General features: G+C 35.4%; 20 protein-coding genes and 4 tRNA genes. 1 reads left to right on the top strand and 23 read right to left on the bottom strand.

Translation table 11 applies throughout. From position 1 onward, the window contains the following. Positions 1-137: 137 nt before the first annotated feature. From FLA105534_RS03780 to FLA105534_RS03690, 19 genes are all read right to left on the bottom strand, one after another. Complete coding sequence (locus FLA105534_RS03780; RefSeq protein ID WP_017496730.1) at positions 138-449, bottom strand: DUF3467 domain-containing protein; 312 nt, start codon at positions 447-449, stop codon at positions 138-140. A gap of 11 nt (positions 450-460) precedes the next feature. Continuing rightward, entirely contained in the window at positions 461-4,768 is a 4,308-nt protein-coding gene (gene rpoC / locus FLA105534_RS03775; RefSeq protein WP_173964706.1) for a DNA-directed RNA polymerase subunit beta', read from the bottom strand. Between the two features lie 310 nt (positions 4,769-5,078). Next, entirely contained in the window at positions 5,079-8,891 is a 3,813-nt protein-coding gene (gene rpoB, locus FLA105534_RS03770) for a DNA-directed RNA polymerase subunit beta (protein ID WP_173964705.1), read from the bottom strand. A gap of 266 nt (positions 8,892-9,157) precedes the next feature. Then, positions 9,158-9,529, bottom strand: a complete 372-nt coding sequence (rplL, locus tag FLA105534_RS03765; protein WP_007807437.1) for a 50S ribosomal protein L7/L12 — start codon at positions 9,527-9,529, stop codon at positions 9,158-9,160. 92 nt (positions 9,530-9,621) lie between these two features. After that, positions 9,622-10,125, bottom strand: a complete 504-nt coding sequence (gene rplJ, locus FLA105534_RS03760) for a 50S ribosomal protein L10 (protein WP_173964704.1) — start codon at positions 10,123-10,125, stop codon at positions 9,622-9,624. 22 nt (positions 10,126-10,147) lie between these two features. Beyond that, positions 10,148-10,837 (bottom strand): 50S ribosomal protein L1, encoded by a 690-nt coding sequence (gene rplA, locus FLA105534_RS03755; RefSeq protein WP_017496725.1) that lies wholly within the window; start codon positions 10,835-10,837, stop codon positions 10,148-10,150. Between the two features lie 13 nt (positions 10,838-10,850). After that, positions 10,851-11,288: a 50S ribosomal protein L11 gene (gene rplK, locus FLA105534_RS03750; protein ID WP_026713295.1), complete on the bottom strand. Its 438-nt coding sequence runs from the start codon at positions 11,286-11,288 to the stop codon at positions 10,851-10,853. 68 nt (positions 11,289-11,356) lie between these two features. Continuing rightward, entirely contained in the window at positions 11,357-11,908 is a 552-nt protein-coding gene (nusG, locus tag FLA105534_RS03745; RefSeq protein WP_173964703.1) for a transcription termination/antitermination protein NusG, read from the bottom strand. 10 nt (positions 11,909-11,918) lie between these two features. After that, a complete protein-coding gene (secE, locus tag FLA105534_RS03740) occupies positions 11,919-12,116 on the bottom strand; it encodes a preprotein translocase subunit SecE (protein ID WP_008466927.1) in 198 nt (65 codons plus the stop codon). A gap of 18 nt (positions 12,117-12,134) precedes the next feature. Further along, positions 12,135-12,205: transfer RNA gene (locus FLA105534_RS03735), tRNA-Trp, on the bottom strand. A gap of 60 nt (positions 12,206-12,265) precedes the next feature. Further along, a complete protein-coding gene (gene tuf / locus FLA105534_RS03730) occupies positions 12,266-13,453 on the bottom strand; it encodes an elongation factor Tu (protein WP_007807448.1) in 1,188 nt (395 codons plus the stop codon). A 55-nt stretch (positions 13,454-13,508) separates the two neighbouring features. Continuing rightward, positions 13,509-13,580: transfer RNA gene (locus FLA105534_RS03725), tRNA-Thr, on the bottom strand. Between the two features lie 82 nt (positions 13,581-13,662). Beyond that, positions 13,663-13,743 (bottom strand) — tRNA-Tyr (locus FLA105534_RS03720). Positions 13,744-13,864: 121 nt separating this feature from the next. Then, positions 13,865-13,938, bottom strand: a tRNA-Thr gene (locus FLA105534_RS03715). Between the two features lie 90 nt (positions 13,939-14,028). Further along, positions 14,029-14,331 (bottom strand): ribosome hibernation-promoting factor, HPF/YfiA family, encoded by a 303-nt coding sequence (gene hpf / locus FLA105534_RS03710; protein ID WP_173964702.1) that lies wholly within the window; start codon positions 14,329-14,331, stop codon positions 14,029-14,031. A gap of 31 nt (positions 14,332-14,362) precedes the next feature. Then, on the bottom strand, positions 14,363-15,259 hold the full coding sequence (locus tag FLA105534_RS03705) for a tyrosine-type recombinase/integrase (protein WP_173964701.1): 897 nt from the start codon (positions 15,257-15,259) through the stop codon (positions 14,363-14,365). A 137-nt stretch (positions 15,260-15,396) separates the two neighbouring features. Then, positions 15,397-15,591, bottom strand: coding sequence for a 30S ribosomal protein S21 (gene rpsU / locus FLA105534_RS03700; protein ID WP_035684969.1), 195 nt, complete (start codon positions 15,589-15,591; stop codon positions 15,397-15,399). A gap of 314 nt (positions 15,592-15,905) precedes the next feature. Next, a complete protein-coding gene (locus FLA105534_RS03695) occupies positions 15,906-17,048 on the bottom strand; it encodes an acyl-CoA dehydrogenase family protein (RefSeq protein ID WP_173964700.1) in 1,143 nt (380 codons plus the stop codon). A 17-nt stretch (positions 17,049-17,065) separates the two neighbouring features. Next, on the bottom strand, positions 17,066-17,953 hold the full coding sequence (locus FLA105534_RS03690; protein ID WP_173964699.1) for a ComEA family DNA-binding protein: 888 nt from the start codon (positions 17,951-17,953) through the stop codon (positions 17,066-17,068). A 273-nt stretch (positions 17,954-18,226) separates the two neighbouring features. Between FLA105534_RS03690 and FLA105534_RS03685 the strand changes: the two genes are divergently transcribed. Then, on the top strand, positions 18,227-19,696 hold the full coding sequence (locus tag FLA105534_RS03685) for an APC family permease (RefSeq protein ID WP_173964698.1): 1,470 nt from the start codon (positions 18,227-18,229) through the stop codon (positions 19,694-19,696). 54 nt (positions 19,697-19,750) lie between these two features. On the opposite strand, the gene FLA105534_RS03680 is transcribed toward FLA105534_RS03685, so the two are convergent. The 4 genes from FLA105534_RS03680 to FLA105534_RS03665 all read right to left on the bottom strand — a co-directional run bounded on the left by FLA105534_RS03680 (position 19,751) and on the right by FLA105534_RS03665 (position 23,315). After that, entirely contained in the window at positions 19,751-19,978 is a 228-nt protein-coding gene (locus FLA105534_RS03680; protein WP_007810860.1) for a PspC family transcriptional regulator, read from the bottom strand. Positions 19,979-20,030: 52 nt separating this feature from the next. Next, the gene (locus FLA105534_RS03675) at positions 20,031-21,308 is read right to left on the bottom strand and encodes a DUF2851 family protein (protein WP_173964697.1); all 1,278 of its coding nucleotides are present in this window, start codon (positions 21,306-21,308) and stop codon (positions 20,031-20,033) included. A 78-nt stretch (positions 21,309-21,386) separates the two neighbouring features. Beyond that, complete coding sequence (locus tag FLA105534_RS03670) at positions 21,387-21,869, bottom strand: 3'-5' exonuclease (RefSeq protein ID WP_173964696.1); 483 nt, start codon at positions 21,867-21,869, stop codon at positions 21,387-21,389. Positions 21,870-21,953: 84 nt separating this feature from the next. After that, positions 21,954-23,315, bottom strand: coding sequence for a pyridoxal-phosphate dependent enzyme (locus FLA105534_RS03665; RefSeq protein WP_173964695.1), 1,362 nt, complete (start codon positions 23,313-23,315; stop codon positions 21,954-21,956). Positions 23,316-23,356 lie beyond the last annotated feature (41 nt).

Genomic DNA, 23,356 nt, shown 5'->3' with positions numbered 1-23,356 from the left:
TATGTTGTAATCTCTCTGACTGCGTCGCTCTTTTTTAAATTCTGGATTATTCATAAATAAGTCAATTTTATGTCAACTTATTTCAGGACGAGACATTTATACCATAAAAAAAGCCCCATTACTGGGGCTTTTAAAATTTATGCTTGTCCCGCAGGACCAAAATTAAGCGGTATCGGAGCTTGTTCAGTCTCTTTGATTTCGCCATGAGCGACTTCAAAACGATGAATGTTTTCACCAATTGCTTTTAATAATCTTTTAGCATGTTGTGGTGTCAAGACAATTCTTGACTTTACTTTGGCTTTAGGAATACCAGGCATAATACTCACAAAATCTAAAACAAATTCTGATGATGAGTGATTGATAATTGCAAGATTAGAATAAATTCCTTCTGCAATAGTTTCGTCTAACTCAATGTTAATCTGTTCTTGTTGTTGGTTCGGATTACTCATAGTTTCCTAAATTAATAAATATATTCTTCTTTATTAGCCATCATTTCATTGTAATCGTCTTTAGATCCTACGATAGTATTATCGTATTCTCTCATACCAGTTCCCGCAGGAATTCTGTGTCCAACAATTACATTTTCTTTCAATCCTTCTAAATCATCTACTTTACCAGCTACAGCAGCTTCGTTAAGTACTTTCGTTGTCTCCTGGAACGAAGCAGCAGAGATGAATGATTTAGTTTGTAGCGAAGCTCTTGTAATACCTTGTAAAACTGGCGTTGCAGTTGCAGTAATTACATCTCTGGCTACAACCAAATTTTTATCATTTCGTTTCAACAATGAGTTCTCATCACGTAATTCACGAGGTGTAATGATCTGACCTGGTTTCAATACAGCAGAGTCTCCAGCATCTTCAACTACTTTCATACCGTATAATTTATCGTTTTGAACGATGAAATCTTTAGTGTGAATCAATTGATCTTCTAAGAATAATGTATCTCCCGGATCCTGAACTCTTACTTTACGCATCATTTGACGAATAACTACCTCAAAGTGCTTATCATTAATTTTTACCCCTTGTAAACGGTATACCTCTTGAATTTCATTTACCAAGTACTGTTGAACAGCAGCCGGTCCTTGAATTCTTAAAATATCATCCGGTGTAATTGCACCATCAGACAATGGAACTCCCGCTCTTACGAAGTCATTTTCTTGTACTAAGATTTGGCTTGAAAGTTTAACTAAATACTTTTTAATTTCACCAAATTTAGATTCGATAACAATCTCACGGTTACCTCTTTTGATTTTTCCAAAAGAAACAACACCATCAATTTCAGATACAACTGCAGGGTTAGAAGGGTTACGAGCCTCAAGCAACTCGGTAATTCTTGGTAAACCTCCTGTAATATCTCCCGCTTTAGAAGAACGACGTGGAATTTTAACCAATACTTTACCTGCTTTAATTTTCTCACCGTTTTCAACCATTAAGTGTGCACCTACTGGTAAGTTGTAAGAACGAATCAATTCACCTTCTTTACCGTAAACCAATAAAGTTGGAATTAATTTTTTATTTCTAGCCTCAGAAATTACTTTTTCCTGGAATCCTGTCTGCTCATCAATTTCAACCATGTATGATTGTCCTTGTTCTAAATCTTCGTAAGCAATCTTACCAGTAAATTCAGAAACAATTACACCATTATATGGATCCCACTTACAGATCACAGATCCTTTTGTAACTACTTCACCATCCTTAACAAAAATACTAGATCCGTAAGGAATATTATGTGTATTTAAAACGATTCCAGTTTTCTCGTCAACTAATTTTAATTCAGTTGAACGTGATACTACGATATCAACCGCATTACCTTCACTGTCCTCACCTTTTACAGTTTTTAAATCTTCAATCTCAAGTCTACCGTTGAATCTTGTAACAATACTAGACTCTTCAGAAATACCTCCGGCAACCCCTCCAACGTGGAACGTACGAAGTGTTAACTGTGTACCTGGCTCTCCAATAGATTGAGCTGCAATAACTCCGACAGCTTCACCTCTTTGTGTCATTTTACCAGTAGCTAAGTTTCTACCGTAACATTTAGCACAAATACCTTTTAAAGCCTCACAAGTCAATGGAGATCTAACTTCTACTCTTTCAATCGGAGAAACTTCGATAACTCTCATGATTGCTTCAGTAATTTGTTGTCCCGATTGAACCAGAACTTCATTCGTAAGAGGATTAATAACATCTTGCAATGCAACACGTCCTAAAATTCTTTCTCCTAAAGATTCAACAATTTCCTCATTTTTCTTCAATGCAGAAACTTCAACACCTCTAAGAGTACCACAATCTTCGATGTTTACAATAACATCTTGAGATACGTCATGAAGCCTTCTTGTCAAGTATCCAGCATCGGCCGTTTTAAGAGCCGTATCCGCAAGTCCTTTACGAGCACCGTGAGTAGAGATAAAGTACTCAAGAATCGAAAGACCTTCCTTAAAGTTAGAAAGAATCGGGTTTTCAATAATCTCACCACCACCGGCAGTAGATTTTTTAGGCTTAGCCATCAAACCACGCATACCTGTTAACTGACGAATCTGTTCCTTAGAACCCCTCGCCCCAGAGTCAAGCATCATATATACAGAGTTGAAACCTTGTTGGTCTTCTCTAATATTTTTCATTGCTAATTCTGTTAACTGAGCGTTTGCAGAAGTCCATACGTCAATAACCTGGTTGTAACGCTCGTTATTGGTAATAAGACCCATGTTATAATTCACAGAAATACCTTCAACTTGCTCTCTCGCATCTGCAATTAATTTTGTTTTTTGTTCCGGGATTCTAATATCACCAAGAGAGAATGATAAACCTCCTCTAAATGCGAATTTATACCCCATATCTTTCATATTATCCAAGAAAGCCGCAGTAGTAGGTACATCAGTCACACTTAAAATGTGTCCGATAATATCTCTAAGGTTTTTCTTAGTCAATACATCATTGATATATCCGGCTGCTTCAGGTACTACTTCGTTAAATAATACACGTCCTGCAGTTGTTTGAATAATTTGGTACACTAAATCTCCAGCCTCATTAAAATCTTTTGCTCTAATTTTCACACGAGCATTCAATTCTAATCTTCCTTCGTTTAATGCAATATTTACTTCTTCAGCAGAATAGAAAGTCAAATCCTGTCCTAAAATAATGTGATCTTCTGTAGAAATACGCTCTTTGGTCATATAATAAAGACCCAAGACCATGTCCTGAGAAGGTACAGTAATTGGAGCACCATTTGCAGGGTTAAGAATATTGTGAGAAGCCAACATTAATAATTGTGCCTCTAAAATAGCCTCTGGTCCTAATGGCAAGTGAACCGCCATCTGATCCCCGTCAAAATCCGCGTTGAAAGCCGTACATACTAACGGGTGCAACTGGATCGCTTTTCCTTCAATTAATTTTGGTTGGAAAGCCTGGATACCAAGTCTGTGCAAAGTAGGAGCACGGTTTAGTAATACTGGGTGTCCTTTAATTACATTTTCAAGGATATCCCAAACTACAGGCTCTTTTTTGTCTATGATTTTCTTAGCAGATTTTACTGTTTTTACAATACCTCTTTCAATCAATTTACGGATAACGAAAGGTTTGTATAACTCAGATGCCATATCTTTTGGCAATCCACATTCGAATAATTTTAATTCAGGACCAACAACAATTACCGAACGAGCAGAATAATCCACACGTTTTCCAAGTAAGTTTTGACGGAAACGTCCTTGCTTACCTTTTAAGGAATCAGATAATGATTTTAATGGTCTGTTAGATTCTGTTTTAACAGCAGAAGCTTTACGAGTGTTATCAAATAATGAATCTACAGATTCCTGTAACATACGTTTTTCGTTTCTTAAAATAACTTCTGGAGCTTTAATCTCCATTAATCTTTTCAAACGGTTGTTACGGATGATTACACGACGATATAAGTCGTTCAAATCTGAAGTTGCAAAACGACCTCCATCAAGTGGCACAAGCGGACGTAATTCTGGTGGAATAACAGGAACCACTTTCATAATCATCCACTCAGGGCGATTTTCACGGTTTAAGTTAGATTCACGGAAAGACTCAACAACTTGTAGTCTTTTTAAAGCTTCAGTTTTACGTTGTTTAGATGTTTCGTTGTTAGCGCTGTGTCTTAATTGGTAAGACAACTCATCTAAGTCGATACGTGCTAATAAATCCATAATACATTCTGCTCCCATTTTGGCAACAAATTTATTAGGATCCATATCATCTAAATATTGGTTTTCTTGCGGAAGAGTATCTAAAATATTTAAGTATTCTTCTTCAGTTAAGAAATCTAATCTTTGTAATGACTCTCCATCTGCATTCTTAGCAATACCCGCTTGAATTACTACATATCTCTCGTAGTAAATGATCATATCTAATTTCTTAGATGGAAGACCAAGGATATAACCAATTTTGTTTGGAAGAGAACGGAAATACCAGATGTGAGCGATAGGCACAACAAGGTTGATGTGTCCTACTCTGTCACGACGTACTTTTTTCTCAGTAACTTCAACACCACAACGGTCACAGATGATACCTTTGTAACGAATTCTTTTATATTTACCACAAGCACACTCAAAATCCTTAACAGGTCCGAAGATTCTTTCGCAAAAAAGTCCGTCACGTTCTGGTTTGTGAGTTCTGTAGTTGATTGTTTCTGGTTTCAAAACCTCTCCTCTTGATTCTTTCAAGATAGATTCTGGTGAAGCCAATCCAATTGAGATTTTATTAAATCTTTTTACTGGATTTTTATCTTTATTATTTCTATTATTCATCATAGTTTTTACTATTGATTTATCTGCAATTAAAAATTGATTTTTTTTGAAGCTATATACTTTAGACTGTAAGCTTTACACATGTGCTTACGACTTATAGCTTAAGGCCTACGGCATTCAAAATACTACCTCGGATTACTTCTCTAAACTTCAAACTTAATTTTGAAGCGCTAATTATAAAACTTTTCAGGTTTAAATAAAAAATCGGAACGGGTTACGGGTATAAATCCTAAAAACTTTTATTTTAATAAACAGCTTCAGTCTCAGCTTCCAGTTTTGAACTGAATACTGAGACTGTAACTGAAAACTTTATTTATTCTTCTAAACGAATGTCAAGTCCAAGACCTTTCAATTCATGCATTAATACATTGAATGATTCCGGTAATCCTGGTTCTGGCATAGACTCTCCCTTAACGATAGCTTCGTAAGTTTTAGCTCTACCAATAACGTCATCCGACTTAACTGTTAAGATTTCACGTAGCGTACTTGATGCTCCATAAGCCTCAAGTGCCCAAACCTCCATCTCTCCAAAACGCTGACCTCCAAATTGAGCTTTACCTCCAAGTGGTTGTTGTGTGATCAACGAGTATGGTCCGATAGAACGTGCGTGCATCTTATCATCAACCATGTGTCCTAATTTAAGCATGTAAATTACACCCACAGTTGCAGCTTGATGGAAACGTTCTCCAGTACCACCATCATAAAGGTGTGTATGTCCGAAACGTGGTACTCCAGCTTCATCAGTCAAAGCATTGATTTGATCTAAAGAAGCACCGTCAAAAATTGGAGTAGCAAATTTTCTACCCAAGTTCATACCAGCCCATCCAAGAACAGTCTCATAAATCTGACCAATGTTCATACGTGAAGGTACCCCAAGTGGATTCAATACGATATCTACCGGTGTTCCGTCTTCAAGGAAAGGCATATCTTCATGACGAACGATTCTAGCAACAATACCTTTGTTACCGTGACGTCCTGCCATTTTATCCCCTACTTTTAACTTACGTTTTTTAGCGATGTAAATTTTCGCTAATTTCAAGATTCCAGATGGTAATTCATCACCAACTGTAATAGTAAATTTTTCTCTTCTTAAAGATCCTTGTAAGTCGTTTAGCTTAATTTTATAGTTATGAATTAAATCATTAACCATTTTATTAGTAGCGTCATCAGCAACCCATTGACCTTTGCTTAAGTGAGCAAAATCTTCCACTGCGTAAAGCATTTTTTGAGTATATTTTTTACCTTTTGGTAAAACTTCTTCACCCAAATCATTCATTACACCCTGAGATGTTTTTCCGTTAACGATCAGGAATAATTTCTCAACTAATCTGTCTTTTAATTCAACAAACTTAGTTTCGAATTCCATTTCTAAAGCGCCTAAAGCATCTTTATCCTGAGTACGTTTACGTTTATCTTTTACGGCTCTTGCAAATAATTTTTTGTCAAGAACTACACCATGTAAAGATGGAGAAGCTTTTAATGAAGCATCTTTCACATCACCTGCTTTATCCCCGAAGATTGCACGAAGCAATTTCTCTTCCGGAGTAGGATCTGATTCTCCTTTTGGTGTAATTTTTCCGATCAAAATGTCGCCAGGTTTAACCTCTGCTCCAATTCTAATCATACCGTTTTCATCTAAATCTTTAGTAGCTTCTTCAGAAACGTTAGGAATATCGTTTGTTAACTCTTCATTTCCTAACTTCGTATCTCTAACCTCTAATGAATAATCATCAACGTGGATAGAAGTAAAAATATCATCACGAACTACTTTTTCAGAAATTACAATCGCATCCTCAAAGTTATACCCTTTCCATGGCATGAACGCAACTTTTAAGTTTCTACCTAAAGCTAATTCACCATTTTGAGTTGCATACCCTTCTGATAATACCTGTCCAAGAACTACTCTGTCACCTTTTCTTACGATTGGCTTCAAGTTGATACTTGTACCCTGATTGGTTTTTCTAAATTTAATTAAGTTGTATGTTTTTTCATCAGCATCAAAACTAACCATTCTTTCATCTTCAGTACGGTCGTATTTGATAGTAATGATATTTGCATCAACATATTCTACAGTTCCATCTCCTTCAGCATTAATCAACACTCTCGAATCAGAAGCTACTTGACGCTCTAAACCTGTACCAACAATTGGTGCTTCCGGACGGATCAAAGGAACCGCCTGACGCATCATGTTTGATCCCATCAACGCACGGTTCGCATCATCATGCTCCAAGAAAGGAATCAATGAAGCCGAAATCGAAGCAATCTGGTTAGGTGCAACGTCTGTATAATGTACAACTGAAGGTTCAACAACCGGGAAATCACCTTCCTCACGAGCAATAACATTAGTTGCCGTAATTTTACCAGTCTCATCCATTTCAATGTTTGCCTGAGCAATCATTTTTCCTTCTTCTTCTTCAGCGCTTAAGTAAATTGGAGTACTTTCTAAATCAACTACACCATTAGTTACTTTACGGTAAGGAGTTTCAATGAATCCCATTCCGTTAACTTTTGCATAAACACCAAGAGATGAAATCAAACCAATGTTTGGTCCCTCTGGAGTTTCAATCGGACATAAACGACCATAGTGTGTATAGTGAACGTCACGAACCTCAAATCCAGCTCTCTCTCTCGAAAGTCCACCAGGTCCAAGTGCAGAAAGTCTTCTTTTGTGTGTAATCTCAGCTAATGGATTCGTTTGATCCATAAATTGAGATAACTGGTTAGTACCAAAGAAAGAGTTGATAACTGATGACAATGTTTTAGCATTGATCAAATCAATTGGTGTAAACACCTCGTTATCTCTAACGTTCATTCTCTCACGAATAGTTCTAGCCATACGTGCTAAACCAACACCGAATTGTTGAGACAATTGTTCTCCAACTGTTCTAACACGACGGTTTGATAAGTGATCAATATCATCAATCTCTGCTTTAGAGTTAATCAATTCGATCAAATATTTTACGATGGTAATGATATCTTCTTTGGTAAGCACTTGCTTTTCCATCGGAATATCTAAACCAAGTTTTTTGTTCATTCTGTAACGACCAACTTCACCTAAGTTATAACGTTGATCAGAGAAGAACAATTTATCTATAATACCGCGAGCAGTTTCTTCATCAGGCGGTTCTGCATTACGCAATTGTCTGTAGATATGCTCAACAGCTTCTTTTTCAGAGTTTGTTGGATCTTTTTGTAACGTGTTGTGGATAATAGCATAATCTGCCTGATTATTATCCTCTTTGTGTAACAAAATAGATTTAACGTTAGAATCGATGATCTCTTCAACATTATCTTTGTCGATAATTGTATCACGATCAAGGATGATTTCATTACGTTCGATAGAAACTACCTCACCGGTATCTTCATCAACGAAATCCTCGTGCCATGTGTTCAATACACGCGCAGCAAGTCTTCTTCCAATATACTTTTTAATACCTGTTTTAGAAACTTTAATTTCTTCAGCTAAGTCGAAAATTTCAAGGATATCCTTATCTCTTTCGAATCCAATTGCACGGAATAAAGTTGTTACTGGTAATTTTTTCTTTCTATCGATATACGCATACATTACGCTGTTAATATCTGTAGAAAATTCTATCCAAGATCCTTTAAAAGGAATTACTCTGGCAGAATAAAGTTTTGTTCCATTTGCGTGGAATGATTGTCCAAAGAAAACCCCAGGAGAACGGTGTAGTTGAGATACTACTACACGCTCAGCACCATTGATTACAAAAGTACCGCTTGGAGTCATATAAGGTATTGTTCCAAGATAAACATCCTGTACAATAGTTTCAAAATCTTCGTGTTCTGGATCTGTACAATATAGTTTTAACCTAGCTTTTAAAGGCACACTATAAGTAAGACCTCTCTCTATACATTCTTGAATTGTATAACGTGGTGGATCAACAAAATAATCTAGGAACTCCAATACAAAGTTGTTTCTTGTATCTGTGATTGGAAAGTTTTCCATGAAGGTGTTGTACAACCCTTCGTTGCCTCTTTCGTCAGATTTAGTTTCTAGTTGAAAAAAATCTTTAAAAGATTTAACCTGAACATCTAGAAAATCCGGATAGTCAGGAATATTTTTTGTAGAGGCAAAATTCAATCTTTCAGTCTGATTTGTTATCATCAATGGACAAAATTTTGATTAAAAAAAAGTAATTTTTTTGTGTAAAAACACACTGTTTAATCTATACTTTCTTATTATAATCAATACATCTTTAAAAATAAACCGGTAAAAGTAAGTTCAATTTTTTTTCTTCGTATTGATCAAAAACTTTTTCGTATTTTAAACTATTTGATAATAAAACTTGATATATTTTATTATACGAAAAATGGTTTAGACCCTTGGATGATTCCACCCAAGGTCTAAACCTAGTTCTAAACTGTGTTTTGTTATTTTAACTCAACAACAGCTCCAGCTTCTTCTAATGATTTTTTAAGACCTTCAGCCTCTTCTTTAGAAACACCTTCTTTAACGTTACTTGGAGCACCGTCAACTACATCTTTAGCTTCTTTAAGACCTAAACCTGTAAGTTCTTTCACTAATTTCACAACTGCTAATTTAGAAGCTCCAGCTTCTTTTAATACAACTGTAAATTCAGTTTGTGCCTCTTCAGCAGCACCTTCTCCACCACCAGCAGCAACTACTACAGCTGCAGCAGCAGGCTCGATACCATACTCGTCTTTTAATATTGTTGCTAATTCGTTAACTTCTTTAACTGTTAAGTTAACTAATTGTTCTGCGAATTGTTTCAAATCTGCCATTTTTTCTATCGTTTAAAATGATTTGTAAAATTATATTTTGTTTATTGTGCGCTATTTAAGCTGCAAGGAAAACAAGTTCCTTACAATAATTATTATGCTTCAACTTCTTCTTCGCTACCTGCGAATTTGTTTTGTAAAGCAGAAATAATTCTTTGAGCTGGTGATTGTAATAATCCAATAAGTTCTCCAAGAAGTTCTTCTTTAGACTTAATAGTAGCTAATGCCTCTAATTGGTTATCTCCAATGTATACTTCAGAATTGATGTATGCTCCTTTTAAAACTGGTTTATCAGATTTCTTACGGAAATCTTTGATAATTTTTCCAGGTGCATTAGCTACATCAGAAATGAAGATAGCACTATTACCTGTTAAAACTGTAGGTAAATCACCATAATCATTAGCAGAAGCTTCCATTGCTTTTGCAAGCAAAGTGTTCTTTACAACTTCTAATTTGATACCTGCTTTAAAACAAGCTCTTCTTAAGTTTGAAGTTGTTTCTGCGTTTAAACCAGAAATATCAGATACATAAATGATATTTGTACCAGCTAACTGCGCAGTTAAATTTTCAATCGCGATTGATTTTTCTTCTCTAGTCATACTAAAAATTTTTAACTACCAATTATACTGCTTTTGGGTCTAATGCAATAGCAGGACTCATAGTGCTTGTAAGGTGAATACCTTTAATATAGGTACCTTTAGCAGCAGTTGGCTTAAGTTTTATTAATGTTTGAATAATTTCGTGTGCGTTGTCAACAATTTGCTCAGCTCCAAAAGAAACTTTACCAATTCCTGCGTGAACGATACCAGTTTTATCAACTTTAAAGTCAATTTTACCAGCTTTAACCTCTGCAACAGCTTTTGCAACATCCATAGTTACAGTACCTGTTTTAGGGTTTGGCATTAAACCTCTAGGTCCTAAAATACGACCTAATGGACCTAATTTACCCATAACAGCCGGCATAGTGATGATTACATCAACATCTGTCCAACCATCTTTAATTTTTTGTAAATAGTCATCAAGACCAACATAGTCTGCACCAGCTTCTTTAGCTTCCGCCTCTTTATCTGGAGTAACTAATGCTAATACTTTAACATCTTTACCTGTTCCGTGAGGTAATGTAACTACACCTCTAACCATTTGATTCGCTTTTCTTGGATCTACACCCAGACGAACTGCGATGTCAACAGACTCATCAAATTTTGCAGAAGCAACTACTTTTAATAATGCCGCAGCATCTTTAAGAGAATATAGTTTGTTCTTTTCAATTTTTGAAGCAGCCTCTTTTTGCTTTTTTGTTAATTTTGCCATGTCTTTCTCTTAATTAAAAAGGAGCATCTCCTGATACAGTTATACCCATAGATCTAGCTGTTCCAGCAACCATACTCATCGCTTTTTCTACTGTAAAAGCGTTTAAGTCAGGCATTTTGTCTTCAGCAATTGCTCTAATTTGTTCCCAAGTAACACTAGCTACTTTTTTACGATTAGGCTCACCAGAACCAGATTTTAGCTTTGCAGCTTCCATTAACTGAACTGCTGCTGGAGGAGTCTTAACGACAAAATCAAATGATTTGTCTTTATACACAGTGATTTGCACTGGGCATATTTTGCCAGGTTTATCCTGAGTTCTAGCATTAAATTGCTTACAGAACTCCATGATGTTTACCCCAGCAGCTCCTAAAGCAGGTCCAACCGGTGGCGACGGGTTCGCAGCACCTCCCTTAACTTGTAGTTTAACTACCTTACTAATTTCTTTAGCCATTTTTAAAAAATTTAACATCACAATCAATTGGAAGCGATTGCAATGGATATTATATATGTAACAAAAAATTATACTTTTTCAACTTGCATAAAGCTTAATTCTAATGGAGTTTTTCTTCCGAAAATCTTAACCATTACTTCAAGTTTACGCTTTTCTTCATTGATTTTTTCAACCGAACCGTTAAACCCATTAAAAGGACCATCGATCACTTTTACAGTTTCACCAAGGCTGAAAGGAATAGAACGAGTATCTGTATTCACAGCCAACTCATCTACTTTACCCAACATTCTATTTACTTCAGAAAGTCTCAAAGGAACAGGTTCTCCTCCTTTGATCTCACCTAAAAATCCAATTACACTAGTAATAGATTTAATAATATGAGGTATCTCACCAACCAAATTGGCTTCGATCATAACATATCCAGGGAAATAAACTTTATCCTTAGACATTTTCTTTCCTTCTTTTACAGTAACTACTTTTTCTGTAGGTACTAAAACTTGGGAAACATAATCGCCCATACCTAATCTGGCAATCTCAGTTTCGATGTAAGCTTTGACTTTGTTCTCCTGTCCGCTTACAGCTCTAACTACATACCATTTTTTCACATTATTATCTGCCATCACAAAAAAATTATCCTTTTAACCAGTTAAAAAATCCAGCCAAAGCTTTTGCAAAAAATTCGTCTACTCCCCATGTTGCCAAAGCGAACAAGATCGAAAATACAGCCACAACAATTGTCAATTTTTGAACCTCAGCCCAAGCAGGCCAAGTAACATTTGACTTTAACTCTTCGAAAGCCTCTGATAAATAATTAGTAACTTTTGTCATTTGATATATTTTTTATTGCACGGGCGGAGGGATTCGAACCCCCATCAACGGTTTTGGAGACCGCTATTCTACCCTTGAACTACGCCCGTAATTAAAAGCCAGTGACTTCAGTTAAGAAAATCAACTGGCTTTTTATAATTTTTATAGGATTATCCTACGATTTCAGTCACCTGACCTGCTCCTACAGTTCTACCACCTTCACGGATAGCAAAACGTAAACCTACGCTCATTGCGATTGGGCTTAATAAAGAAACATTGATAGTCAAGTTATCTCCTGGCATTACCATCTCTACTCCTTCTGGTAAAGTAATAACTCCTGTTACGTCAGTTGTACGTACGTAGAACTGTGGACGGTAGTTATTGTGGAATGGAGTGTGACGTCCACCTTCTTCTTTTTTCAAGATATAAACCTCAGCTTTGAAAGTAGCGTGTGGTTTTACTGATCCTGGCTTAATGATAACCATTCCTCTTTTGATAGATTCTTTATCAATACCTCTTAACAATAAACCTACGTTATCTCCAGCTTCTCCTCTATCAAGGATTTTACGGAACATCTCAACTCCTGTAATAGTAGAAGTTAATTTATCAGCTCCCATACCAATGATTTCAACTGGATCTCCTGTATTAGCAATACCTGTTTCGATACGACCTGTAGCAACAGTTCCACGACCAGTAATTGTAAATACATCTTCAACCGGCATCAAGAATGGTTTTGCTACGTCACGCACTGGCTCTTCGATCCAAGCATCAACAGCTTCCATTAATTCAATGATTTTTGGTACCCAAGCAGGATCATTATTCAATCCTCCTAAAGCAGAACCTTGAACTACAGGACCATTATCTCCATCATATTCGTAGAAAGATAATAAATCTCTAATTTCCATTTCAACAAGCTCTAACAACTCAGCATCATCAACCATATCCACTTTGTTCATGAAAACAACGATTCTTGGAATACCAACCTGACGACCTAAAAGGATGTGCTCACGAGTTTGTGGCATTGGACCATCTGTAGCAGCAACTACTAAGATAGCTCCGTCCATTTGAGCAGCTCCAGTAACCATGTTCTTTACGTAATCCGCGTGACCTGGACAGTCAACGTGAGCGTAGTGACGGTTAGCTGTTTCATACTCTACGTGTGATGTATTAATAGTAATACCTCTTTCTTTCTCCTCTGGAGCGTTATCGATTTGATCAAACGATTTTGCTTGACAGTAACCAGCGTCAGACAATACTTTTGTAATTGCTGCAGTTAATGTAGTTTTTCCGTGATCCACGTGTCCAATTGTACCTATGTTTAAGTGCGGTTTGGAACGATTAAAATTCTCCTTTGCCATTTTACTTAATTTTTAATCTTAGTTATATATTAATTTTCAATTTCCTACTTACTTGAGCCAACTACGGGAATTGAACCCGTGACCTCTTCCTTACCAAGGAAGCACTCTACCCCTGAGCTAAGTCGGCAGAGAGTTCCGACTTTTGATTTTAGATTCCAGACTAAACATCTGAAAACTACAGCTCAAAATCTTAACTACTTCTTTATTTGTGGGGAGAGCAGGATTCGAACCTGCGAAGTTCACACAGCAGATTTACAGTCTGCCCTCGTTGGCCGCTTGAGTATCTCCCCTAAATAATTTATGATTTCAGAATCGAAACTATAAGATTAACCTTATACTTCCGTCTTTATCATAGTTATTTTTTTCAATATTTTAAAGAACCTGTTTCAAATCGCATTTGAAACTTTCCTGAGCCGATAGAGGGACTCGAACCCACGACCTGCTGATTACAAATCAGCTGCTCTAGCCAACTGAGCTACATCGGCAATTGCATTAAAAAAGTCCGCTATTTCTAACGGACTGCAAATGTAGCCATTTTATCTTTTAATCAAAACATTTTTTGAAAAAAATTTCAATTATATATGTGCTCTTATTTTTTCTTTCCTTTTTACAAGCAATCTTTCTAACGATTCTGCCGAAAGCTCAACCGCCTCTTCAAATGTCTTACATTGCTTTTTAACCAAAAAATCATCTCCCGGTACATTAATCTTAACCTCTACTGCTTTATTCTCCTTATCACTTGTTCTCTCCACTTTCAAGAAAACATCCGCCGAAACAACACGATCATAATATTTTTCCAATTTATCCATTCTCTCCTGAATAAAATCTACCAATTTTCTGTCAACAGTAAAGTTAACTGCATGAACATCTACCTTCATAATACAAATTTTAGGGTTAAACATTTCAGAATTACTGTTTATTTCTAGGATGCGCATTTGTATATACTTTTTTAAGCTCTGCCAAACTATTATGAGTATAGACCTGTGTAGATGCCAAACTCGAATGCCCCAATAATTCCTTAACTGAATTTAAATCTGCTCCGTTATTTAATAAGTGAGTTGCAAAAGTATGCCGAAGCACATGCGGACTCTTTTTTACCTTTTCAGAGACTTTACTAAAGTAAGAATTTATTAATCGATACACAAAAGATTCACTCAATTTTAACCCTTTGCCCGAAATAAAAAAATAATCGTCATCTACTATCTTTTCAACCAAAGCCCTTTCCTGCAAATACAAATTCAACTGCCTTCCAATTATTGGCAATATCGGAATAATACGCTCCTTATTTCGCTTCCCCAAAACCTTCAGTACTCCCGAGGACAAATCAACATTACACTTCATCAAATGAATCAATTCCGCTCTTCGCATTCCTGTAGCATAAAAAAGATCCACAATAAGCCTATCCCGAATTTCTTCAAATCCAGAAGGATCACCGACCTCCTGCAGCAAATCCGTTAATTCTTTTTCAGAAAAAGGAATCTGAATAATCTTAGGCGTTTTCAGCGCTTTATGCTTCAACATCGGACTCACTTCAATTTGCTTCGTTTTCAAAAGAAACCTATAAAACGACTTTAAAGACGCCATTTTCCTATTAACTGAAACATTAGAAACCCCTTCATCCACTAAAAAAACAATCCAACTTCTAATCTGACCATAACCCACCTGCTCAATCACATCCTGCTCAAAAGAAACTCTATTAAACTCCTCGAAAGACGATATGTCATTCAAATAAGCCACAACAGTATGTGCCGAATACTTTTTCTCCAGCTCTAAATACTCACGAAACGCTTCCTTATTTGATTTCATAAAAACACAAGATTACAACACCATCACAACTGCAAAACCAGACACAAAAAGGTAAAAATTAAACACAAAAAAAAACCGTTAGCATCAAAGTTATAATTTTCTGATGACTAACGGTAATTATTTTTGCAAAGCTACTACTAACTCTCCAAACTATCTCTCAAGTTTTGAATGTAAGCCGCTTTTTGAATTTGAGCTCTTTTGATTACAGAAGGCTTAATAAAAGCAGTACGTGCTCTTAATTGACGAACAGTTCCTGTTTTATCAAATTTTCTTTTATAGCGCTTTAATGCTCTATCGATATTTTCTCCGTCTTTAATTGGTATAATTAACATAATATTGACACCTCCTCTCGTTAAGGCTGCAAAAATATGTATTAATTATGAGTTATGAGTTATAAATTGTTATTTTTTTTTAGAAAATAGAATATAGAGCAAAGAATATAGACTCCAATACTACGTATCCTGCATTCTTCATCACGTGATTTTTTTTTTAGAAAATAGAATATAGAGCAAAGAATAAAGACTTCAATACTATGCACCCTGTATTCTTTGCTCTATATTCTTTACTCTATATTCTTTACTCTATATTCTTTACTCTATATTCTTTACTCTATATTCTTTACTCTATATTCTTTACTCTATATTCTTTACTCTTTCAACAAACTTCTTGAAATAACCACTTTTTGAATTTCAGTCGTTCCTTCCCCAATAGTACACAATTTAGAGTCTCTATAAAACTTCTCTACCGGAAAATCTTTTGTATACCCATAACCTCCATGAATCTGAACAGCCTCATTGGCGATCTTCACACAAGCTTCTGAAGCATACATCTTAGCCATAGCTCCAAGTGTTGTAACCGGTTTATGTTGTTGTTTTAAGAAAGCAGCTTTATGCAACAGTAATTCCGACGCTTCAATTTCAGTAGCCATATCTGCCAGCTTAAAGGATATTCCCTGAAAATTACTAATAGGCTGACCAAACTGGTATCTTTCTTTTGAATATTTCAAAGCCGCTTCATAAGCTCCTTTTGCAATTCCTAAAGATAAGGCTCCAATTGAAATTCGTCCTCCATCTAATATTTTCATGGCCTGAACAAATCCCTGCCCTACTTCTCCTAGTCTATTCGCATCCGGAACACGACAACTATCAAAAACTAATTCAGCCGTTTCACTGGCACGCATTCCAAGTTTATTTTCTTTTTTTCCGGAGCTAAATCCTTTCATTCCTTTCTCAAAAACAAAAGCTGTCATTCCTTTTGAATCACCTTTTTCACCGGTACGAACAATTACTACGGCAATATCACCTGAAATAGCGTGCGTAATGAAGTTCTTAGCTCCATTTACAACCCACTCATCACCGTCTCTAACGGCTGTTGTATTCATTCCTCCTGCATCCGATCCGGTATTATGCTCTGTCAATCCCCAGGCTCCAATAAATTCAGCCGTAGCTAGTTTCGGCAACCATTTTTTCTTTTGTTCTTCATTTCCAAAAGTCAAAATATGATTGGTGCATAAAGAATTATGGGCCGCAACAGACAAACCAATTGAAGGATCAACTTTTGAAATTTCCTCAACAACGGTAATATACTCATGGTATCCTAATCCGGAACCTCCGTATTCTTCAGGAACTAAAACTCCCATATACCCCATTTCTCCCAGTTGTTTAAACAGGGAAACCGGAAAAATCTGAGATTCATCCCATTCCATAATATTGGGTCTGATATTTTTCTCGGCAAAATCTTTTATTGACTGCGCAATCATCAACTGCGTTTCGTTATATTCAAAATTCATTGTAATTCTGTTTTTTTTTAGAACTCCAAATATAAACTAATTATTTTTGCTTTTTCAATAGGAAAATCTTTAATTTTTGACAAATCCTCAATATTATTAATATTTCCACTCATACTTCGATACGTCACAATCTCTTTAGCTAACGCATATCGGAAATAAGGAAACTTTGCCAATTCTTTTAAGGACGCATCATTTATAGGTACTTTTTTTAAAGAAGACGGGATTACTGCTTTAAAATGAATACCAAGTTCATTAACTACCTCAGGCGATAATCCCCAAACCTCATTCATTTGTTCCATCGAAACAAAACATCCCAAAATCTCTCTTTGTTTTAATATCCGTAAAGATAAAGCTTCACCAATACCATATATCTTAACCAAATCTTCCTGAGTCGCTGTATTGATATCCTCAACTATTATTTTTTCTTTTTTAGAAACAGGTTCCCGTACAAACTCTTTTCTTTCCATTTTATGGTTTGATTTATTTCCAACCCAATCCGGAAATTTAAAAAAAGGAGAAATCACATGCAGCAAGGAATCTGAAATTTTTGTGACCTCCTGAAACTCTATCGCAGAATTCACATATTTGTTCTCTTTTCTAAAAGCCAACAGACGATCAATCTCCTGAACAGACATCCCTAATTTATATCCCTTATAGTCGGTAATAAAATTTGGATTAAAAGCATATATTTTTCTTTTTTCACCAGACTTTGAAAGTTTTAAAGAATCGATTCCGGATTGCAAAGACATCCACTGTCCTTCTTCGGCAAAGGTTTTATCAGACATACTAAAATCAACAAAAAAATAAACGGTCTGCAACACAATTATTATTGCAAAAAGCACAAAAATTCCTTTGCGCTGTTCATTTGTAAACCTAAAATAGGTTGCAAAATCTTTTAAATTCATTTTATTCAAAATTTCTCTTCATTAAGTAAAGCACTAAAATAAAGAAAAACCTACAATTTATTAAGAAAATTAGTAAAAATATTGCGTTTTAAAAAATTACACATTTCCTTATTTATCCCCAATTAATTTAATGAATCTCAGTATTTAAAGATCAATCAACGGATGTTTTGTCAAAATATTTAATATTTTACAACTAAAAACGAGATAATTGTTTTTATTTTTTACAAAAAACGATACATTTGGAGCTTAGTAACAAATAAACCAATATAATATATGTCAATTTGGAGAGTTAAACCTATATCTGCCTTTGAGGCCGATATGAAAAAAAGTGATTTAAAAAGAGTTTTAGGAAAATGGAGCCTTACAGCTATTGGTGTTGGTGCCATTATTGGTGGAGGAATTTTTGTACTTACAGGTACCGGAGCATATTACCATGCAGGTCCAGCGTTAGCTGTTTCTTTCATCATTGCAGGGATTGCCTGTGTTTTTGCAGCTCTTTGTTATTCTGAGTTTGCCTCTATTTTACCTGTTGAAGGTTCTGCTTATGCTTATGCATATGGAACAATTGGAGAAATTTTTGCCTGGATTATCGGTTGGGGACTTATTCTCGAATATGCAATGGGATCCATGACGGTCGCCGTCTCCTGGTCCGGATATTTCAATAAACTACTCAAAATGTTTCATATCCATTTACCTGAATGGCTGACAACAGATCCTGCCAGTTACACCGGAGAAGGTTTTTCTATGAACTTACCGGCTTTTTTAATTGTCATTTTGGTTATTTCCATACTTATTAAAGGAACAAAAAGTGCCGCAAAAGCAAACAATTTTATTGTTATCCTAAAAGTTTCTGCTGTAATATTTGTAATTATTGCTGGTCTTTTCTTTATTAATACGGCTAACTGGACTCCATTTATTCCAGCAGCTACTCAAATTATTGAAAAAGAAACTACTCACAACGCTTACGGAATTGGAGGAATTGTATCCGGAGCCGCTGCAATTTTCTTTGCTTACGTTGGTTTCGATGCTGTTTCTACTCAGGCAGGAGAAGCGGTTAACCCTAAAAAGGATGTTCCGTTTGCTATTATTGCTTCGTTATTAATCTGTACTACTTTATATATACTTGTTTCTTTAGTACTAACGGGTATGATGAATTATAAAGATTTTAACCCACTAGGAAAATATCCTGATGCTATTAAAGCTCCTGTTGCATATGCATTTGATATTGCCGGACAAGGATGGGCTGGTCTTATAATTACTATTGCCGCAACAGTAGGTCTTGTTTCAGTATTAATGGTTATGATTATGGGACAATCAAGAATTTTCCTTGGTATGTCTAAAGATGGATTAATTCCTTCTGTATTCTCTAAAGTAAATCCACTTTCAGGAACTCCAAAAACTAACTTAATAATTTTAGGTGGTATTATCGCTACAGTTGCTGCTTTTACTCCAATCAACAAATTAGCCGATATGACCAGTTTTGGAACTTTATTTGCCTTTACAATGGTTTGTATTGCAGTTTGGATTTTAAGGGTAAAACAACCTGGATTAACGAGAACTTTCAAGGTTCCTGCCCTACCAGTTATCGCCGTTTTAGGTATTGCAATCAACACCTATTTAATGATCAATTTAAGCCACGATGCTCAATTTCTTTCACTAGGATGGTTAGCTATTGGTATACTGGTTTATTTTGGATACAGTAAAAAAAGATCAAGACTCAACAACAATACAGAAAACGAATAAACGTCATTCTATAAAACTAAAAAAGCTCCAAATTTTAAATATTTGGAGCTTTTTTTATAAATCAAAAACAGAAGTTCGTTTTGCCCTGATCAAATCTTTTAACCGAATCCAAAAGGCAAGGGTTAAATAAACTCCAAAACCTAAACCGGCCGTAACAAACGAGATATAAATAAAAAACAATCTTACACTTGTAACACGCATACCCAGTTTATCTGCCAATCTTGAAGATACATGAAATCCATATTTTTCAAAAAAGAACTTTAATTTTAAAATAGCTGACATTTTATTGATTTTAGATTGTAGATTTGTCTATTTCTACAAAAGTACAAAATTATCACATTACCTCATTATTCTTAAGCAATGCTATTCCTAATGCACATCCTAAGCAACCTTTTTTGTTGCAATATTCTTTTTTAAGTTCTAAAAGTGCCTGGGTCTCAAAAGCATTTTTGGCCTTTATTCCGAAAAACTCAAATTTATCGATAACAGCATTGCTCTCCGGAGCGACTTGATTCATAAAAGCAATTAAATCTTCAGAAATAGATTCATCTCTGATACCTGCATAGGCAAACTGAAGTGGAATGATTGTATTTATGATAAGCAGATCTATAAATGCATGAGACAGAGCCTTTGGTTTCCTCGTACTTTCTTTATCAAACTGATAATGATTTTGCCAGTATGGACTTGCTGAAACAATGAGCAGTTGGCGTACTTCTTCAACAGATTTTAGAGAAATTATTTTTGAAAACAGATTTTGCTTCCGGTATAAATTAGCTAACTGTGAGAGTCGAATGGTCGGGAAATTATCGGGACGATGCTTAAAAAACTGAACGGGATCAACACAACTCTTCTTAATCTGATATTTGTTTAGTAGATAATAGTATCTGATTTTTAACTCGGTAAAATAGACATCTTCTTTTGCAGAATCTAATAATCCAACTGTTCCAAAAAACAACCCTTCCAAATTTTCTACTTCAAAGCTTTCCTTTCTGATCACTGAAAAAGGAAGAGATTTTGCCATTTGTAGAAAAGAATTCCCATTGGTGTTTAATCCGAAATTCTTCGCTAATAATGAAAATAAAACCGCCTCCCAGTCTTGTTGGCTTTCCTTAAGCAAATCATAAATGAATGTTGATTTACGCTCTAAACGTTCAAAAAACAATCTTTCCTGCCAGTTTATAAAAACAAACTTGTCAATTTCAGCTATATTTTTTTCGCAGAATATCCATGATTTTGGTGTTAGTAGTGCGTTATAATTTGAAAGTGTCTCCGTAGCCGTATAATCTCTTAAAACTAAAACCGGAATCTCCATATTGCTTTTTCCAAAAATTTCTGTGTCGTGCTCCCAAACCACATGTAAAATTACATTGTCATAAGCAGTATCCTTTTCGTGACCATGTACATACCAATCTGAAGATTTTAGATGTATTTCGATATTACCAGCCCATTTTTGATTGCCAATTATAATTTGTGCATTAAAAAAATCCGGACCCGAAAGCTCCGTATAATCACCCGTTTTAATAATAGTGAGCAGCTCCTTTTGAGTAGTTCTTAAATTTAGAGTTTCAAATTTTTTGAATCTCCAGAGGTAGTGAAGAAAATCTTCTTTCATATTTAGGCTTATAGTAATGATTTGCAAAGCCCTAAAATTAACAAAAAAAACTAATAATAATCTTACAAAATAAAATTTTTATTTTAGCAGATACAATCTGGCACACGCACGCGCATCTGATAATGCTTCGTGATGATTTAGCTGAATTTTCATTTCGCGGCAACAATCACTAAGTTTAGTAGGTTTGAAGCCTTTTGCCTTATAAATTTTAACGGTGCACTCCCATTTAGCAGCAATATTCAAATCTTCGTAATTCAGTTCGTAAAGCGCCATTGATTTCATAAGTACATTGCGATCAAAACTTTCATTATGTGCCACAATAACCCTATTTTTTAATCTCTTTTCTATTTCCGGATAGACTTGTTTAAACGATTTTGCATTAACAGTATCTCGTGGATATATCCCATGAACCTGAATTGTAAAGGGATTGTATTGATTGTTTGGCGGTTTTATCAAAGTAACAAATTCGTCTACAATTATTCCATTTTCTACAGTCACAATCCCAACGGAACACGGATGATAACTGGTTGCGGTTTCAAAATCTATGGCGGTAAAGTTCATATTCAAATCTATTTATTCAAAAAATCCATAAATCTAATCGTTTCAAATTAGATTTATGGATTTATAAATTTATTAAAAATTGTCTTATTTTATTGATCCTATAATATCATACTTTGTAATAATATGATGATTCCCGTTTTCAAGATCTACTAAAACAGCATCATTTTCCTTGGTGAATAACTTAGACACCTCTTCGATTGGGGTACCTAATTTAACAATTGGAAAAGGTTTCCCCATTACATCTTTAATCGGTTTTTCGGCGACGTTTTTATCAGCAACATAGCTTCTAAATAAATCTGTTTCGTCAACAGAACCCACAAATCCGTTGATATCAACCACCGGGATTTGTGAAATTTTATATTTACGCATACGTTCGATTGCATGAGAAACCAATTCTTCGGTACGAACAACAATTAATTGTTTATCGATATGGTCTTTAATAACATCCTCGGCTTTGGTTACATTTTCTTCCAGGAAACCACGTTCGCGCATCCAATCGTCGTTAAACATTTTACCTACGTAACGGCTTCCTGAATCGTGAAACAACACCACAACTACATCATCCGGCTTGAAATGTTCCTTTAGCTGTAACAATCCTTTTATACAAGCTCCGGCAGAATTTCCAACAAAAATAGCTTCTTCTAAAGCAATTTTTCTAGTATAAACAGCTGCATCTTTATCTGTTACTTTAGTGAATCCGTCAATTAAAGAGAAATCAACATTTTTAGGTAAAATGTCTTCTCCAATTCCTTCTGTGATGTACGAATAGATTTCATTTTCGTCAAAAATTCCAGTTTCATGATATTTTTTAAAAACAGAACCATAAGTGTCAATTCCCCAAATCTTAATGTTCGGATTTTTTTCTTTCAGGTATCTTCCAACTCCTGAGATTGTTCCTCCTGTTCCTACTCCAACTACGAAATGAGTAATCTTTCCATCAGTCTGTTTCCATATTTCCGGTCCGGTTTGCTCATAATGTGCCAACGAATTAGACATGTTATCGTATTGATTCACATACCATGAGTTTGGCGTTTCACTAGCCAGACGTTTTGAAACCGAGTAGTAAGAACGTGGATCAGTAGGCTCCACATCGGTAGGACATACTACCACTTTAGCTCCTACTGCACGTAAGATATCCATTTTCTCTTTAGACTGTTTGTCAGATATTACACAAATCAGTTTGTAGCCTTTAATGATCGCCACAAGTGCCAATCCCATCCCTGTGTTTCCTGAAGTACCTTCAATAATGGTTCCTCCTGGTTTTAATCGGCCATCTGCTTCTGCATCTTCAATCATTTTCACAGCCATTCTGTCTTTAACAGAATTTCCAGGATTAAAAGTTTCGACTTTTGCCAATACCAGCGCATCTATTTCAGCAACAATTTTGTTGAGTTTTACCAATGGTGTATTACCTATTGTTTCTAAAATGTTTTTTGAAAAGTCCATTTCTATTTGATTTTTAATATTTGGTTTTTAAAAATATGAAG

Origin of the sequence: Flavobacterium collinsii (assembly GCF_902804485.1) — a bacterium.
In the GTDB taxonomy this organism is placed as follows: domain Bacteria; phylum Bacteroidota; class Bacteroidia; order Flavobacteriales; family Flavobacteriaceae; genus Flavobacterium; species Flavobacterium collinsii.
Note: the sequence above shows the minus strand (reverse complement) of the source record. Positions and strands in the feature narration are given on the sequence as shown.